This window comes from Polyangium sp. y55x31 (assembly GCF_029946505.1).
Taxonomy (GTDB): Bacteria; Myxococcota_A; Polyangia; order Polyangiales; family Polyangiaceae; genus Polyangium.
This window is the reverse complement of sequence record NZ_JARZHG010000005.1, coordinates 388425-403817: the sequence shown is the minus strand read 5'-3', so window position 1 is coordinate 403817 and position 15393 is coordinate 388425. Positions and strand designations below refer to the sequence as shown.

General features: G+C 68.6%; 12 protein-coding genes. 5 read left to right on the top strand and 7 right to left on the bottom strand.

Annotated features, from left to right (window positions below):
• Nucleotides 1-32 precede the first annotated feature (32 nt).
• Nucleotides 33-1769 carry a tetratricopeptide repeat protein gene (locus QHF84_RS13230; protein WP_281313622.1) on the top strand — a complete coding sequence of 579 codons (1737 nt, stop codon included), beginning with the start codon at nucleotides 33-35 and terminating at the stop codon, nucleotides 1767-1769.
• Here the strand turns inward: QHF84_RS13230 and QHF84_RS13225 are convergent.
• The 4 genes from QHF84_RS13225 to QHF84_RS13210 all read right to left on the bottom strand — a co-directional run bounded on the left by QHF84_RS13225 (nucleotide 1735) and on the right by QHF84_RS13210 (nucleotide 5554).
• Nucleotides 1735-2904, bottom strand: coding sequence for a 5-(carboxyamino)imidazole ribonucleotide synthase (locus tag QHF84_RS13225; protein ID WP_281313621.1), 1170 nt, complete (start codon nucleotides 2902-2904; stop codon nucleotides 1735-1737). The genes QHF84_RS13230 and QHF84_RS13225 overlap by 35 nt on opposite strands.
• A gap of 4 nt (nucleotides 2905-2908) precedes the next feature.
• A complete protein-coding gene (purE, locus tag QHF84_RS13220; RefSeq protein ID WP_281313620.1) occupies nucleotides 2909-3397 on the bottom strand; it encodes a 5-(carboxyamino)imidazole ribonucleotide mutase in 489 nt (162 codons plus the stop codon).
• A gap of 180 nt (nucleotides 3398-3577) precedes the next feature.
• Nucleotides 3578-4381 (bottom strand): hypothetical protein, encoded by an 804-nt coding sequence (locus tag QHF84_RS13215; RefSeq protein ID WP_281313619.1) that lies wholly within the window; start codon nucleotides 4379-4381, stop codon nucleotides 3578-3580.
• Between the two features lie 366 nt (nucleotides 4382-4747).
• Nucleotides 4748-5554, bottom strand: coding sequence for a hypothetical protein (locus QHF84_RS13210; RefSeq protein ID WP_281313618.1), 807 nt, complete (start codon nucleotides 5552-5554; stop codon nucleotides 4748-4750).
• A 258-nt stretch (nucleotides 5555-5812) separates the two neighbouring features.
• Between QHF84_RS13210 and QHF84_RS13205 the strand changes: the two genes are divergently transcribed.
• Entirely contained in the window at nucleotides 5813-8056 is a 2244-nt protein-coding gene (locus QHF84_RS13205) for a hypothetical protein (RefSeq protein WP_281313617.1), read from the top strand.
• 144 nt (nucleotides 8057-8200) lie between these two features.
• A complete protein-coding gene (locus QHF84_RS13200; RefSeq protein WP_281313616.1) occupies nucleotides 8201-9340 on the top strand; it encodes a hypothetical protein in 1140 nt (379 codons plus the stop codon).
• A gap of 64 nt (nucleotides 9341-9404) precedes the next feature.
• On the opposite strand, the gene QHF84_RS13195 is transcribed toward QHF84_RS13200, so the two are convergent.
• Complete coding sequence (locus tag QHF84_RS13195; RefSeq protein WP_281313615.1) at nucleotides 9405-9971, bottom strand: redoxin domain-containing protein; 567 nt, start codon at nucleotides 9969-9971, stop codon at nucleotides 9405-9407.
• Between the two features lie 58 nt (nucleotides 9972-10029).
• A complete protein-coding gene (locus QHF84_RS13190) occupies nucleotides 10030-11388 on the bottom strand; it encodes a hypothetical protein (protein ID WP_281313614.1) in 1359 nt (452 codons plus the stop codon).
• Between the two features lie 77 nt (nucleotides 11389-11465).
• Between QHF84_RS13190 and QHF84_RS13185 the strand changes: the two genes are divergently transcribed.
• Nucleotides 11466-13721, top strand: a complete 2256-nt coding sequence (locus QHF84_RS13185) for a bifunctional salicylyl-CoA 5-hydroxylase/oxidoreductase (protein WP_281313613.1) — start codon at nucleotides 11466-11468, stop codon at nucleotides 13719-13721.
• 3 nt (nucleotides 13722-13724) lie between these two features.
• Here the strand turns inward: QHF84_RS13185 and QHF84_RS13180 are convergent, their stop codons facing one another.
• Nucleotides 13725-14513, bottom strand: coding sequence for a class I SAM-dependent methyltransferase (locus QHF84_RS13180; protein ID WP_281313612.1), 789 nt, complete (start codon nucleotides 14511-14513; stop codon nucleotides 13725-13727).
• 216 nt (nucleotides 14514-14729) lie between these two features.
• Here QHF84_RS13180 and QHF84_RS13175 point away from each other — a divergent pair, with 216 nt between their 5' ends.
• The gene (locus QHF84_RS13175) at nucleotides 14730-15338 is read left to right on the top strand and encodes a hypothetical protein (protein WP_281313611.1); all 609 of its coding nucleotides are present in this window, start codon (nucleotides 14730-14732) and stop codon (nucleotides 15336-15338) included.
• Nucleotides 15339-15393: the final 55 nt, after the last annotated feature.

The window sequence follows — 15393 nt, the reverse complement described above, 5'->3', positions numbered from 1 at the left end:
TTCCATACGTCGAGGAGCGTCGTTCGATCGAAATGCGAAGGCCCATCCGCCGCCCTGCCCTCCCTGCCCTGCTCCTCGCCGTCTCCCTCGCGCTCTCCGCGGCGGGCTGCGGACGCGCCTACAAGCACGCGATGTCGCGCGGCGACGCCTTCGCCCGCGCCGGCAACTGGGACGCGGCGGCCGCGGAGTACGAGCGCGCGACGCGGATCGATCCGGACGAGGAAGAAGCACAGCGCAGGCTCGCGGCCGCGCGGCACAAGCAGTCGGAGGCGCGCACGGTCGAGAGCCGCGAGGCGCTCTCGCGCGGGGAGCTCGAGAAGGCGCTGTTCTTCGCGCGCGACGCGGTCGCGTTCGAGCCGGTGAACCAGGATGCGCGCCGCGCGTACGTCGAGGCGCGCGCCGCCGTCTTCAAGCGCGCCGAGGAGCTGCTCGCGAGCGGCCACGACGACGCGGCCCTCGCCCTCGCGCGCGCGGCGCGGCAATGCGATCCGAACGATCAGGCCGCCGCCGTCCTCGAAGGCCGCATCCTCGACCGGATGGCGACGCGCGCCTACGACCGCGCCATCAAGTACGCCGACGAGGGCAAACGCGGAAACGCCCTGCTCGCGTTCCGCGACGTCGAGGCCGCCCGCCCCGGCTTCCGCGACGCGAAGCAGCGCGCCGACGAGCTCCGCCGGACGCTCGAAGACGAGCTCCGCTTCTACCTCGTGATCGAAAAACCCGCGGACACGAAGGCGAGCGGCGTCTCCGCGCTCGTGGAGACCGAGCTTTTGCGGTGGAAGGGCGACTCGCGCGCGCGGCTCGTCGCCTCGACCTCTCAGGAGCCGCCGCCGAACGCGGCCGGCGTGCGCATCCAGGCCGCGTTCGACACCATCGCCCGCGGCCACGACGTCGCCACGCAGGCCCGCACCTGCGACTACGTGTGCGGCGCCGATCGCCTCCCGAACCCCGCCTACGACGCCGCCTCGCGCGAGGTCGACGAAGCCGAGCGGCGCGCGCGCGCCGCGGAGAGCAACGCCCGCCGCGTGAAGAAGACCGTCGAGGACGCGCGCCGCGCCCTCTCGTTCGCGACGAACGCCCACGATCGCGCCAAGGCCGACGAGAAGCGCCTCGATCGCGAGCTCGATCAGTGCCGCGCGACGCAAAAACCGCCCGCCGACTGCAAGGCCGAGTCGGATCGTTACGACGACGCGCGCCGCGCCCGGAGGGACGCGGAGAGCCGCGAGGACGAGGCGAAGCGGGAGCTCGATCGCCGGGAGCAGGAGCTCACGGACGCGCAGCAGAAGGTGACGAACGAGCGCGACACCTGGGACCGCGCCGTCGCCGAGCTCCGGCGGACGCCCACGACGATCCTCGTCGATCGCATCTGCGCGCACAACTACGGCGTCGAGCAGCACACGTGGAGCGCCGCCACCGCGCTCGCGCTGCGCGCGCACGTCCTCGGTGATGCGAGCCCCGTGACCTTGCCGCCGGATCCGATCACGACGCGCGCGACGGACGAGACCTTCCGCGCCGAGTCGGGCCGCTGCCGGGAGGTCGCCGCGGGGGATCCCTTGCGAGTCCCCTCCGACGCGGACATCGAGGCCGCGCTCGCCACGCGCGCGGTCGAGAAGATCCGCGGGCAGGTGTTCGTCTGGTACGCGGGGTACGTCCAGAGCTACGCGGACGACCACGCGCGGGAGAAAGCGGCGGGGCGGATCGAGGAGGCGAACGAGGCCTGGGTCCGCCACCTGCTCACGGGCCCGGGTCTGCCCCCGATCGCCCGCTGACGAGCGCGCTGCGCGCCGCGAGCACCCGCTCCGCGGCCTTCTCCGCGGTCTCCGCCATCGCCACGAGGTGCCCCATCTTCCGACCCGGGCGTGCCTCGGTTTTTCCGTACAGATGAATCTTCACGTCCGGGAACGCGGCCGCCCGATCCCATTGCGGTTCGCCGTGCGCCCAGAGGTCCCCGAGCAAATTCGCCATCGCCGCGGGCCTTAGCAACGTGGGCTCGCCGAGGGGCAAACCGCAGACGGCCCGCAATTGTTGCTCGAACTGGCTCGTCACGCAGGCGTCGAACGTGTAATGGCCCGAGTTGTGCGGCCGCGGGGCGAGCTCGTTCACCACGATGTCACCGTTTGGCAGGTAAAACATCTCCACGCCGAGCACGCCCACGAGGTCGATCGCCTTCGCGATGTCCGAGGCGACTTCCGTTGCGCGCGCGCGCGCCGCCGCAGGCACGCCCGCCGGCGCGAGCGAGACGTCCAGGATGTGCCGCGCATGCCGATTCTCGGCGACCTCGAAGGGGACGATGTCTCCCTCGCGCGAACGCGCGACGACCACGGAGAGCTCACACGCGAACGGAACGAACGCCTCGAGCACGCCGAGCTTGCCGGAGAGCGCTTCGAACGCGCGGCCCGCGGCCTCCGGCGCGTCGATGCGGACCTGGCCTTTGCCGTCGTATCCGAACTCCGCCGTCTTCAGGATCGCCGGTGTGCCGAGACGAACGAGCGCGTCGCGAAGATCGTCCTCCGTACGGATCTCGGCGAAACCCGCCACCGGAAAACCACCTTTCGCGAGGAATCGCTTTTCGCGCAATCTGTGGCGGCACGTATCGAGCACGGCGGGCGAAGGGTGCACGGGCCGTAGCTCGGCGACGGCGGCGAGCGTCTCGGAGGGGACGTTTTCGAACTCGAACGTCACGACGTCGACCCCTTCGGCGAAGCGCCGCGCGGCGTCCACGTCCTCGTACGGCGCGACGACCTCGACGTCCGCGACTTGCCCCGCGGGTCCGTCCTGCGAAGGGTCGAGCGCGTGCACGCGGTAGCCCATGCGCCGCGCCGCGATCGCGAACATGCGGCCGAGCTGTCCGCCGCCCAGGATGCCCACGGTGCGTCCGGGGAGAATGGGGCCGCGGGAGGTCACGTCGTCAAACCTCGCTTTCGAGCGCGGCCCGGGTCTGCTCCGCGCGGAAGAACTTGATGCGGTCGCGCAGCGCGGGGTCGTGCAGCGCGAGGATGGAAGCGGCGAGGAGCGCGGCGTTCTTGGCGCCCGCGTCCCCGATCGCCAGGGTCCCGACCGGGATACCGCCCGGCATCTGCACGATGGAGAGCAGCGAGTCGAGCCCGTGCAGGGCGTGCGAGAGGATCGGCACCCCGAGTACGGGCAGGGCCGTCTTCGCGGCGACCATCCCGGGCAGATGCGCGGCGCCGCCCGCGCCGGCGATGATCACGTGGAGCCCGCGCGCCTCGGCCTCTTCCGCGTAGCTGAAGAGGAGGTCCGGCGTGCGGTGCGCGCTGACCACGCGCATCTCGTACGGCACCTCCAGGCGATCGAGCATCTCGGCCGCTTTTCGCATGGTCGGCGCGTCGCTCGTGCTGCCCATGATGATCCCCACGCGGGGGGCGCGCTGCGTCATGGCGCGTGTTCTAGTCGGTTTCGGGGCGCACGTCACCGAAGTCGGACGTCGAGTCCGTCCGTCAGGTGAAACGAGCGGACGGACCCGGGCCCGTGCGCCCTCCCACGGGTCCCCGAGCCCAGCACGAGCTCGGGGACCCCGGGGGTCTTGGAGATTGCGGAAGGCTACATGCGCCTTCGATCAGTCCCAGCCGGCGCCACAGGGCCCGATGTCGTTGAACGCGAACTCGCGGCCGGCGATGTAGAGCCTCATGCGGGTGAAATCGAGGTCGCCCGCGTAGGCGCCGTTGCCGTTGCAGAATTGCCCGTAGTAGTCACCGAGATCGAGCGAGCCCTGCCAGATGTTGCCGGAGAGCTGCTGGGCGTAGTAGCCGCCGACGGGGACGTCGCTGAAGTACGCATCGTTGTTGTACCACTGGCCGTTGGGGCCACCGCCGCAGGTCGCGCCGCCCGTGAGGAACGCGTAGATGTCGAGCTGGTTCACCTGGCAGTTGTCGACCGCGAAACGGCAGTTGATCTGGTTTCCGTCGAAGCAGACGTCGACGTCACCGAACACGAGATTGCCGCCGTAGCCATAGCCGGGGTAGCCGCCGGGGCCGGGGCCGTAGCCGCCGGGACCATAGCCGCCGGGACCGTAGCCGCCGGGGCCATAGCCACCGGGACCGTAGCCGCCGGGACCGTAGCCGCCGGGACCGTAGCCGCCGGGGCCATAGCCGCCGGGACCGTAGCCGCCGGGACCGTAGCCGCCGGGGCCATAGCCACCGCCCCAGTCGTAGATCCGGCCCCTGCCGCCGTAGTACGCGCCGCGGGATCCGTAACCATACGCGCCGCCGTAGCCTCCGGGGTATCCGCGTCCGCCGTAATATCCAGCTCCATACTGGTCGTTGATGTCCCAATCATTCGTACCCGCGATCGCCTGCCCGGAAGCGGCGAGGAGCATGGCAGAAGCGAATGCGGCGGAAAGGATCCCGAGCGACTTCTTCATGAAAACCCCCTTTTCGGTTCTCTGCCTCCTCTCGCGACAAACATCGACGCGAGAAGGGCCGGCGTCTCATTACATCAAGCTGCGGCTCGCCGGCGTGCCGCGCGACCCCGAGCATTGCAAGGTCGCGGCCGCGGGTCCGACGCGCCATGGTCGTTCGGAAGCGTGCGGTATGGGGTCGCACGCTGGCTTCGCACTGCGGTCGCGAACGTATTTCGGTCCGCGGACATACGCGCGCCGTGCAATGAGAAACCATCCCGCCCCGCGTGCGCCGCGCGCACGAACCGAGGACGGAGCCGCGCGCCCCGCGCGAAAGGAGGATGCCGGCCCGGACGCTGCGGCGGCGTGGGGTTCGTCGGGAACGTCCCCTCAGCCGAATCGCTCGAGCGCCTCACCCACGGTGGAAAGGCGCGGCGCGCGGAGCAGGCCTCCTTCGAGGGGCTCGGCGCGGACCGGGTCGACGAGGTGCGTGTCCGTCGGCCGGCCTTCGAGATCGGCGCAAAGCACGTCGAGCAGGACGCCGTCGGTCTCGGCGACGTGCCAGTGCACGTTGTCGCGCTCGTCGGAGATGCTCGTCGCCTCGCCCGGGCCGAGGACCCGATCGATCGTGGGCCGGAGGACGATACCGCCGGGCTCGTCGCGCACGCGATCGTAATGGCGGACGCGGAATCGACCGCGGAGCACGTAATGCACCGAGACCATGTTGTCGTGCGCGTGCGGCGGGTTCGCCCGGCCGGCGCGCAGGACGAAGAGCTTCGTCACGATCCGCGGACGGTCCTCGCCGGGGAGCGAGGTCGAGAACGGGACGACCGCAGCGCCGCGGCTCGCCGCGGGCGCGCGCGCGAGGAGCGATTCGACGTCGATGGCGCGGGCAATCTCTTCCGGCGAGGCGCCGCCGAAGGCCTGCTCCACGAGCTCCTGCCACGTCGCGGGCGAAGACCGCCCCTCGACGAGGGCACGAGAGGCCTCACGGGCGGCGAGAAAAACATTCTCCGCGGAGCGACGCTCGGCTGGCGCTGCCGAACCTGGTAACAGCGTGTACCGTGCCAGAACGCCGAGGGCCGCGGTGAGGCACGCGCCCATTGCGACGCGCCGCCCGATGCGACGATCGGCGCGCAGAGCCTCGGCGGCCGTGGGCCGGCCCGGGAGCACGAACGTGCGGGGTTCGCTGGGCATGGATAAGGCCGCATTACGAGACGCAGGGTCAAAAGTCAAGAAAACAGCGCGATCGAGGCGCCGCGCATCGCATCCATTCCCCAGGTTCGGCCCGCGCCGCCGCGCATTCCGAGAAATATCCAGCCCCAAGATACCCAGGTCTGTCAGGTACGGATCTCGCGTAACGTGACGTCGCGCACCGGAAAACAGTAACTCCGCCCACGTTTGACGCACGGGGACATTGCCGGGGTCGAAGAACCGTGGCAAGAGCGTCCCCGCGTGGCAAGAGCGCCCTTCATTTTCAGCGATTATCGCGGCCTCGTGCAGCTCAAGCTGGAGACGGCCGAGGATCTCGCGCAGATCCACGCGCTCCCGGCCGCCCGCTGGTCCTCGACGAGCGTCCCCATCGACCAGCTCCTCTGCGACGAGGCGTTGCTCCGGTACGTCGACGTCGACGGCAACGGGCGCATTCGCGTCCAGGAGCTGCTCGCCGCGCACGATTGGCTGCGGGCGCGCCTCCGGAACATGAACCGCATCGCCGAGCGGACCGACACCGTCCACCTCGACGACCTCGATCCCTCGCAGCCCGACGCGGCGCGCCTCCGCGCCCTCGCGAAAAAACGCATCAAGGCGAGCGGCCAGGCCGCGCGGCCGGGCGCGACGCTCTCGCTCGCCGACATTCGCGCGTTCCGCGACGGATATGCGCGAAAATCCCCGAACGGGGACGGCATCGTGGCGACCTCGCAAATCGAGGACCCGGCCCTCGCCCGCCTCGCGACGTTGATCGTCGAGGCCACGGGCGGCGTGATGGATCTCTCGGGCGACATGGGCGTGGACGTGGCGAAGCTCGACGCGTTCCTCGCGCTCGGCCACGCGGAGCTCGCGTGGGAGGCGGCGGGCGCGCTGCGGGCAGGCGCGGAGACGAGCCTCGTGCTGCCGTTCGGCGAAGGGACGGCGGCGGCGTTCGTGATCGTGGACGGGCTCGCGGGCAAGCTCGATCAATTCTTCGCGCAATGCGATCTGCTCGGACAAGGCCCGGTCGCGGAGGATCGGCTCGCCGTCAAGCCGGAGCGGCTCGCGGCGCTCGACGTGAACGATCCCGCGGCCATTCGTGGTTTCTTGCGCGAGGCCTCGCTCGGGCCGCCGAACCCCTCGGGCGTGCTCGACCTCGAGACCGGGGTGAATCCGCTCTTCGCGGACGAGGCGCGGCGTCTCGCGGTCGAGGTCCTGCCGCGCGCGCTCGGCGAGCCGGGGCCCGTGCGGGAGCTCGATCGCAAGGGCTGGGAGCGGGTCCGCGCGCTCTTCGAGCCGTACCGGGCGTGGCAATCGAAGAAACCCGCGCCCTTGCCGGGTGGGCTCGCGGGCGCGGAGCTGCGTGACCTGCTCGCAGGGCCCTTGCCCGGGGCGCTGCGCGCGCTCGTGAACGAGGACGCGAAGGCCTCGGCCGAGCTCGTGGGGCTCTCGGGTCTGGAGAAGCTCGCGCTCCTGCAGCGGTGGATCCTGGATCTCGCGAACAACATGGTGAGCTTTCCGGCGCTCTTTTCGGCCGGGGAGCGGTGCCTGTTCGAGGTCGGCACGCTCGTCCTCGACGGCCGCGAGATCAACCTCTGCGTGCGCGTCCTCGACAAGGCCGAGCACCGGCCGATCGCGGAGACGAGCAACATCTTCGTCGCGTACGTCGAGCTGGCGCGCAAAGAGGGCGACGCATCGAAGACGATGTACGTCGCCGCCGGCGTGACCTCGGGCTCGCGGCGTGGCATCGCCGTGGGCAAGCGCGGCGTGTTCTACGATCGCGACGGCAACGAATGGGACGCGAAGGTCACGGACGTGATCGTCAAGCCCATTTCCATTCAAGAAGCCGCGCTCGCGCCCTTCGTGAAGCTGCGCGAGTTCGTCGGCGACAAGATGACGAAGCTCTTCGGCACCAAGCTCGAGGCCATGGAAAAGAGCGTCTCCGCCCGCGTGGACGCGCACCTCGATGCTGGCCCGCCGAAGAGCCCGCCCGCCGCGCCGCCCGCGCCGCCCCCGCCTCCGGCCGCGCCCGCCGCGCCGCCCCTCGTGGCCCCGGGGACGCAAGGATCCATCGTGGGCGGCGGCATCGCATTCGCGGCCGTCGGCTCGGCCGCGGCGTTCGCGCTGCAGACGCTTTCGAATACGAACCCGCTGAATGCCCTGCTCGCGGTGGCGGGCGTCGCGCTCGGGGTGATGACGGTCTCGGGTTTTCTTGGCTGGCTCAAGCTCCGCAGGCGTGATGTCTCGGCGCTGCTCGAAGCGTCGGGCTGGGCGTTCAACGTCCGCATTTACCTCCGGCGCAACCTGAGCCTCCGCTTCACGCGCGTGCCGCCGCTGCCGCGGGGCAGCATACGCGAGCGCAGCGTCCTGCCCGTCTTCGTCTCCGGCGAGGACCAGGCGCCCGTGGGTCGCATTGTGCTCGCGCTCGCCGTCGTCGCGCTCGGCGTATCGCTCGCGTGGCATTACCGCGAGGCGATCGTGGCATGGTTCCGCCATTTGTTCATGCACTGAAGCTCCCCGCTGCGTAATCCTTTACGCCATCGCAACGGAGCCATTACGGTCGCCAGCTCGGGGCTTGACAGTCGCTCGCAATCGCGATTCCCTGTCCATCCTGGCGCACGAGCGCCGGCATTTCTTAACGAGGGGAACGACGACATGAAGGCACTTGCGAAGTACGCTGGCATTGTGCTGTCCGTGGGCATCGTCGGCTGCGGCGGCGGCGGCGACGGTGGTGAGGGGGACGCGATCGATCAAGCGCTGCTCGCGCAATACCGCGCGGCCGTCCCCAGCGAGACGCAGATCATGGCTTCCTCGCCGAAGGCATCGAGCGGGGCGAAGGTCGGCGATCCGGCAATCTATCCGGCCGGATCGGCGGAAATCGCGCTCGGGATCAACGGCTCGGTCGGGTACATCATCGCGACCTTGAAGCTCATCGTGAGCATCGAGCCCACGGTGTACAACAGCGACACGAAGGAGTTCTTCTGGGGCCCGTACCAGAACGAGAACGGGTTCGGGACGATCGCCGCGTACATCAAGGACGCGGGCGAGGGGGCGGAGTTCCGCTACCATTACGCGATCTTGCGCGGCAAGGACAAGGACGTCGCGGGCCTCGTGCCGGTCATCTGGGGCGGCGCGAACCCGGATCCCGACACGAAGGAGCACGGCTCGGGCATCACGCTCTTCGATTTCGAGGCGAATCACGCGTTCGAGACGGCGAACAACCCGAACGGCGCGAACATGCCGATGGACCGCGGACGCTTCGTGGCCGTGTACGGCAAGGACGCGACGGACAAGGGTGACCTGACGCTCGTCCTCGCGGCCCTGCGCGGCTTCGTGCCCAAGGACAAACCCGACACGATGCCCGCGGATCTCGATTACCTGTACGGCCGCCTCGACGACGGCACGAACAAGGTCGATTTCATCGACTGGAAGAGCGCTTTCGACGTGCACGAAGATCCCGCGAAGGCCATGCCCGAGGACGTCGGCGTGCGCCTCGCGTTCGTGAACGAGGGCCAGGGCCGCGCCGAGGCGCAGGCTTCGGGCGGCGATCTCGCCTCGGGCCAGGTTGCGGACGCGATCGAGTGCTGGGACAACGCGCTCGCGCAGAGCTATCTGTCGTTCAAGACGTCGACGAACGGCGTGGAGGACCAGGCGGTCTCGGACGGTGACCTCGCGAGCTGCGGCTTTTTCCAGGCGTCCTTGTCCGAGCTCGGCGTGCCCGCGCTCGCGGACGTGCCGGCGGAGTACAAGGCGGCGCTCGATCAGCTCGCGAAGACGGGCGTGCCGCAGGATTGATCCGGCGTAAAACCCGAGAAGGAACGAAGGGGGCTCGGCATACGTCGGGCCCCCTTTTTTGATGTCAGCTCTTCGCGGCGGCGATCACGGTCGAGGCGTGCTCCTTCGGATCCACCTCGAGCCACACGTGCTTGATCTTCCCATCTTTCCCGATCAGGAACGATTGCCGCGCGGCGAACGAGAGCCGCGTCGGCACGCGGAACGCCTTCGTCACGGCGCCGTCCGTGTCCACGACGAGCGGGAACGGCAGCTTGTGTTTCTCGATGAACGCTTTGTGACTCTCGGCGTCCTGCGTCGAGACGCCATACACCTCGAGGCCGGCGGCCTGGATATCGGCCCAGCCGTCGCGCAGGCCCTGCGCCTCGACGGTGCACCCCGGCGTATCGTCCTTCGGATAGAAATACACGAGGACCTGCTTGCCCTTCAGGCTCGACAGCTTGACCTCCTTGCCGTCCGTGAGCTTCAGCGTCACGTCGGGCGCGGCGTCTCCCACTTCGAGCGGCTTGGACTCGTCTACGGCGTGGGGGTTTGCCGGATCGGCTTTCGCCGACGCGGGCTTGTCGTCCTTGCAAGCCGCGAGGCCGAGCGCGGCGATCACGAGGAGCGGGAGGAGGCGGGGCGATCCGTTCATGGCCGGCAGGATGGCAAAGTCACGCGGGCGCCGCAAGGCTGCCGTTCCGGCCTTCGGATCAAGGCTTCTTGCGGGGCTTTGGCTTCGGGGGCGGCAGTGTGGCGAGCGGGCGCGTCGTCGGCATGTAGCCGCCGAACTGCTTGTCGAAGCGCCACAGGATCTCGATCGCCCGCGGCGTCTCCTCGTCCGCATATTCGCGGGGTACGCCGCGCATGCCGAACCAATCGAATTTGTCCGAATGGATCTCGTAGACCTTTTCCCAACGGCCGACCCCCGTCTCCCCGTTGAACGGATACAGAACGGTGCCGTACTCGTCCACGGCGAGGACCGACCATCCTGCCTGGGTGCCCGCGGCGTCGAGCGTGTCCGTCTGCGAATAACTGAAGACGTGGATTTGCTTGTTTCGTTCGACGATACCCATCGGCTCTTCTCCGATGTCCGCGACGTCGACGAGATCCACGAACTCGCCCCCTTTGAAAATGGCGATGGAGGGCAACACGGCGGACGTATGACCGATCTCGACATCGCCGAGCCTCCGTTCAGGCACGTAAAGAAGGCTCTCCGAGGTCACGACGGAGGACGTGTCCTTGCCTGGATGGCGGCTCGTCTCGATGCGGTCTGGGTCTGCCGGGGAATACGAGAGGCCGAACGGCCTTCGCTCGGCGAGATTCTGCCGGTAGACCGCGACGCGGAGAGCGGCGTGCGGCTCGAACTCCACGGGCTCGGGCGCGGCGACGTCGATCCATTTTGCGCGGTCGATCTTCGGCGGCGCGGACGTCGTCGCGGCGATGGCCTGGACCCGCGCCGCGGCGATCGGCGCGGCCGACGCGCGGGGATACGCCGCGACGGGGATCCGTGCCTCGATGGTCATTCCGCGCGGCGTGAATGCCATGGCCGTGACGGAGCTCGGGACCGGGACGAGCGCGCCGCTCTCGCTCACCTGGAAAAGGCCCTTCTTGTCGAGCCGGAACATCCGCTCGAATCGCGCCTCGTGCGCCTCGACGCCGGACGAGGGAGCGGGCGTCGAGGGAGAGAACCCAAAGGCGAGCCAGATCCCGTCTTTCGAGAGCTCGGCGAGATCCGCCGCGACGAACGCGCCGTCCTTCGTGAGCGCGAAGGCCAGGTGCGAGGGCGCGTCGCGCGGATTCGGATCGGCGGGAGACGGTTTCTCCACGGGCGCTTGCGGCAGGAGCGAACCCCATTCGGCGATGTCGCCGTCGATCAATGGGTTCGCGGGGACATTGTACGGGTCCCTCACGCTGACGAGCGGCGAGGGCTCGCGGGGCGCGGGCGCCTGCAAGGCCGCGGGCGGCTCGCGCGACGACTCGGGTTTGCCGCTGTGCTGCGGCGTGGGCGCAGAGGCGCACGAGGCCGACAGTGCGGCAAGCGAGGTGGCGAGCGCAACGCACCGGGTCATGGCCAGAGCGTCTACCATACCCCTTGACGTCTTCGCCATCGTGGTCTCCCCTCCGCGCAGGAACCGGAGGATCGACGTTGAAGATCACGTGCATCGGCGGCGGACCCAGCGGCCTCTACCTCGCCATCCTGGCCAAGAAGCGCGACCCTTCGCGCGAGGTCGTGGTCCTCGAACGCAACCGGCCGGACGACACGTTCGGCTTCGGCGTGGTCTTCTCGGACGCGACGCTCGACAACCTGGAGGGCGTCGACAGGCCGGTCTACGACGCGATCCGGAAGAGCCTCGCGCACTGGGACGACATCCACACGTTCTACCGCGGCGAACGGCTCGTCTCGACCGGGCACGGCTTCAGCGGCCTATCCCGGCAACGGCTGCTCACGATCTTGCAGGCCCGCGCCGAGGAGCTCGGCGTCGTGCTCCGCTTCGAGCACGAGGCCACGGACTTCGAGGCGATCCGGCGCGCGAGTGATCTCGTGGTCGCGGCGGACGGCGTGAACAGCGGCGTGCGGAGCTTGTATCAGCCGCACTTCGGCACGCGCATCGACGGGCGGCCGAACCGCTTCGTCTGGCTCGGCACGACGTTCCCGTTCGACGCGTTCACGTTTTACTTCGACGAGAACGAGCACGGCCTCTTCCGGGTGCACGCCTATCGTTACGAGCCCGAACGATCGACGTTCATCGTGGAGTGCCGCGAGGAGACGTGGCGCCGCGCGGGGCTCGATCGGGCGACCGAGGACGAGACGCTCGTGTACTGCGAGAAGCTCTTCGCGCCGCGGCTCGCGGGGCACCGGCTGCTCAAGAACAAAAGTGTCTGGCGGAGTTTTCCCACGATCCACAATGAACGGTTTTCCTGGGAAAACGTGGTCCTCGTGGGGGACGCCGTGCATACGGCGCATTTCTCCATCGGCTCCGGGACGAAGCTCGCGCTGGAGGACGCGATCAGCCTGGCGGACGCGCTCGACGCGCACGGTAGCCTCGAAGGCGCGCTCGCCGCGTACGAGGCGGATCGGCGGCCGAAGGTGGAGACGCTTCAGCGCGCGGCGCAGGTGAGCCTGGAGTGGTTCGAGAACACCGAGCGATACATGGATCTCGAGCCGCTCCAGTTCAATTTCAGCATGCTGACGCGTAGCCTGCGCGTGACGCACGAGAACCTGAAGGTGCGGGATCCGGCGCTCGTGCGTGAAGTCGACGCCTGGGTCGCGGCAAAGGCGGAGGAGCAAACGGGCGTGCGGATCGAGTCGAAAGAGCCGCCGCCGCCGATGTTCACGCCGTATCGGCTCGGCAAGCTGCTCCTCGACAATCGCGTGGTCGTCTCGCCGATGTGCCAGTATTCGGCGGAGGACGGCGAGCCGAACGATTGGCACCTCGTGCATCTCGGCAGCCGCGCGGTCGGCGGCGCGGGGCTCGTGATCGCCGAGATGACGGACGTGAGCGCCGAGGGCCGCATCACGCCCGGATGCACGGGCCTCTACCGGGCGGGCCACGTGGCCGCGTGGCGACGGGTCACCGAATTCGTGCACCAGTTCTCCACGGCGAAAATCGGGGTGCAGATCGCCCACGCGGGCCGCAAAGGATCGACGAAGCGAATGTGGGAGGGCATGGATCAACCGCTCGAATCGGGCGGCTGGCCGCTCCTCGCCGCGTCTGCGATTCCGTATCTGCCGCACAGCCCCGTGCCGCGCGCGATGGATCGCGAGGACATGGACCGCGTGAAGGCCGATTTCGTGACGGCGACGAAGCTGGCCGACGAGGCGGGCTTCGACCTCATCGAGGTGCACATGGCCCACGGGTATCTGCTCGCGAGCTTCCTGTCGCCGATCACGAACCGACGCACCGACGAATATGGCGGATCGATCGAGAATCGCCTGCGGTTCCCGCTCGAGGTCTTCGACGCGGTGCGGGCGGCGTGGCCGAAGGACAAACCGACGAGCGTGCGTATCTCGGCGACGGACTGGGCGCCGGGCGGGATCACGCCGGAGGACGTGATCAAGCTCGCCGTGGCGCTGAAGGAGCACGGGGTCGACATCGTGGATGTATCGGCTGGACAAACCGATCCGTCGGCGAGGCCGGTGTACGGGCGGCTCTTCCAGACGCCGTTCAGCGAGCTCGTGCGGCTCGAGGCGAAGGTGCCGACGATGACCGTCGGCAACATCCAGAGTTATGCCGACGTGAACAGCATCATCGCCGCGGGAAGGGCGGATCTTTGCGTGCTGGCGCGGGCGCACCTGTTCGATCCTTACTGGACGCGGCACGCCGCAGCGGAGCAGGGATACGTGATGCGGTGGCCGAACCAGTACGTGTCGGTGGAGCGGTACGTGCCTCGAATGAAGTAGGCTTCATCCCCGGCGGCGCACGAGCGCGAAATAACTCGGCAATGCCTCTATTTTGTCGGGTGTTCGCAGCGGCAGCGTGTACATGACGGTGGGGCCGCTCTCCAGGATCTCCCAGACGGCGCCGGGGAAGTATTCGCGGACCTCGGCGTCGCCGAAACGGGACGGCGGCCTCACGCCGGCAGCGACGACCTTGCGCACCGGCTCGGGCATGTACGTCGGGGTCGCGCCTTGCAGCACCATGTGATCGAGCGGATCGCCGTCGATGCTGCTCTCCGATAGATAAAGCACGCCCCGCGCGCCGAGCGCGCCGCGCATGTTCTCGACCGCCACGGCGCGGCGCTTGGGATCGAGGACGTGGAGGACGCCACGCATGAAGACATTGGCCTCGCCGAGCTCGTCCACGAGCCATCGGAGCGCGTATGGGATGCTGATGTCGGCGACGTGGAAAGAAAGGTTTTCGATCCCGGCGGACTCCTCCCGCGCCTTCTCGATGGCGTGGCTCGACACGTCGAGGCCGACGACCTTGGGATAACGAGCGGCGAGGAGCCGCGAAAACCTCCCATTGCCGCAGCCGATGTCGATCACGGGCAAGTCGGGCGCGAAATGGGTGGTGACGCGTTTCAGGACCTCCTCGATTTCCCGGGGATCCTCCGTATCCCAAAGCACCTCCCCGCGGTTCCCCGTGCGCCGGATCTCGCTCCAGAAGCGATCCCACGCTTTCGCCGGATCGCGGGGCGCGCGCGCGGCGTACGAGAGGAGCTGCGGGAGAAGAAGGTACTTTTTCCAGGACATGTCGAGAAGACGATAAGGCCAGCGGGAAGGATCGACAAGATTTCCCCTCCGAGCGCTCCCTTCGTTCTCATTCACGCGCGCCCATGGTGTGTCGTTTGCACCGTCCGGGCCGCCAGAGGGTCGAAAGGCACCGCCGCGCACACTCCGGTGCGCGACGGCAGCGAAAAGGACGAACCTCTTTGCGGCAGGTAAACCCCCGCGAAAAGGGAGGATTCCATGTTCGGTCGGAACCAGATCTTTCGTGCATTGGGATGGACCATGTGCGTCGCGATCGTCACATCCCTGTCCCTCCTGGCGTGCTCGCAGGGGGAGGACGTGAAGGCCCGGGACGAGGTCTTCGGCGTGGATCCGCAGGCGCTCTCGGCGGAGGATCTTTTCAGCGGCATTTTCTTCGGCGTCGGCCCGGCGGCGCCTCTTTGCCCCGAGGAGCATTCGAAGGTGACGGACGAGAGCACCGCTGCCGAATTCGTGGCGCTGCTGAAGGAGAAGGAGCCGGCATTTCTACCGCAATTCAGGGCGGATGTCACGAGCGGCGATGCGCTGCGCGTCGATCGCGCCGTTGGGGACGCCCTCGACGCCGCGACGCGCCTCTCCAGCGTCGTGAGCCCCGTCGCCGGGGCCGACGGCGTCATCGTCGTCGACGTCGACACGCTCAACAAAAGCCAGAATGCCGACAATACCAAGAGCGATCAGAAGGGCGAACACAAATCCTTCCTTGCAGACCGGGTCTTCGACAGGGTGCTCGAGAGCCGCCTTTATCGGACGGACCTCGTGCGAAATCTGACGCAGGATCTCGCGGCGGGAGGAGGTCTCATCGGCCGCTAGAGGACGCGGCCCCGGGGGCCCTCCGTGTTTTCCCTGTCGCGGAGGGCCCTCGATT

Bases quoted from the DNA above. Each gene is read 5' to 3' on its own strand.
- QHF84_RS13230 (WP_281313622.1), top strand. From the start codon at position 33: ATGCGAAGGCCCATCCGCCGCCCTGCCCTCCCTGCCCTGCTCCTCGCC.
- purE (WP_281313620.1), bottom strand. From the start codon at position 3,397: ATGACGCAGCGCGCCCCCCGCGTGGGGATCATCATGGGCAGCACGAGC.
- QHF84_RS13215 (WP_281313619.1), bottom strand. From the start codon at position 4,381: ATGAAGAAGTCGCTCGGGATCCTTTCCGCCGCATTCGCTTCTGCCATG.
- QHF84_RS13210 (WP_281313618.1), bottom strand. From the start codon at position 5,554: ATGCCCAGCGAACCCCGCACGTTCGTGCTCCCGGGCCGGCCCACGGCC.
- QHF84_RS13200 (WP_281313616.1), top strand. From the start codon at position 8,201: ATGAAGGCACTTGCGAAGTACGCTGGCATTGTGCTGTCCGTGGGCATC.
- QHF84_RS13195 (WP_281313615.1), bottom strand. From the start codon at position 9,971: ATGAACGGATCGCCCCGCCTCCTCCCGCTCCTCGTGATCGCCGCGCTC.
- QHF84_RS13190 (WP_281313614.1), bottom strand. From the start codon at position 11,388: ATGACCCGGTGCGTTGCGCTCGCCACCTCGCTTGCCGCACTGTCGGCC.
- QHF84_RS13180 (WP_281313612.1), bottom strand. From the start codon at position 14,513: ATGTCCTGGAAAAAGTACCTTCTTCTCCCGCAGCTCCTCTCGTACGCC.
- QHF84_RS13175 (WP_281313611.1), top strand. From the start codon at position 14,730: ATGTTCGGTCGGAACCAGATCTTTCGTGCATTGGGATGGACCATGTGC.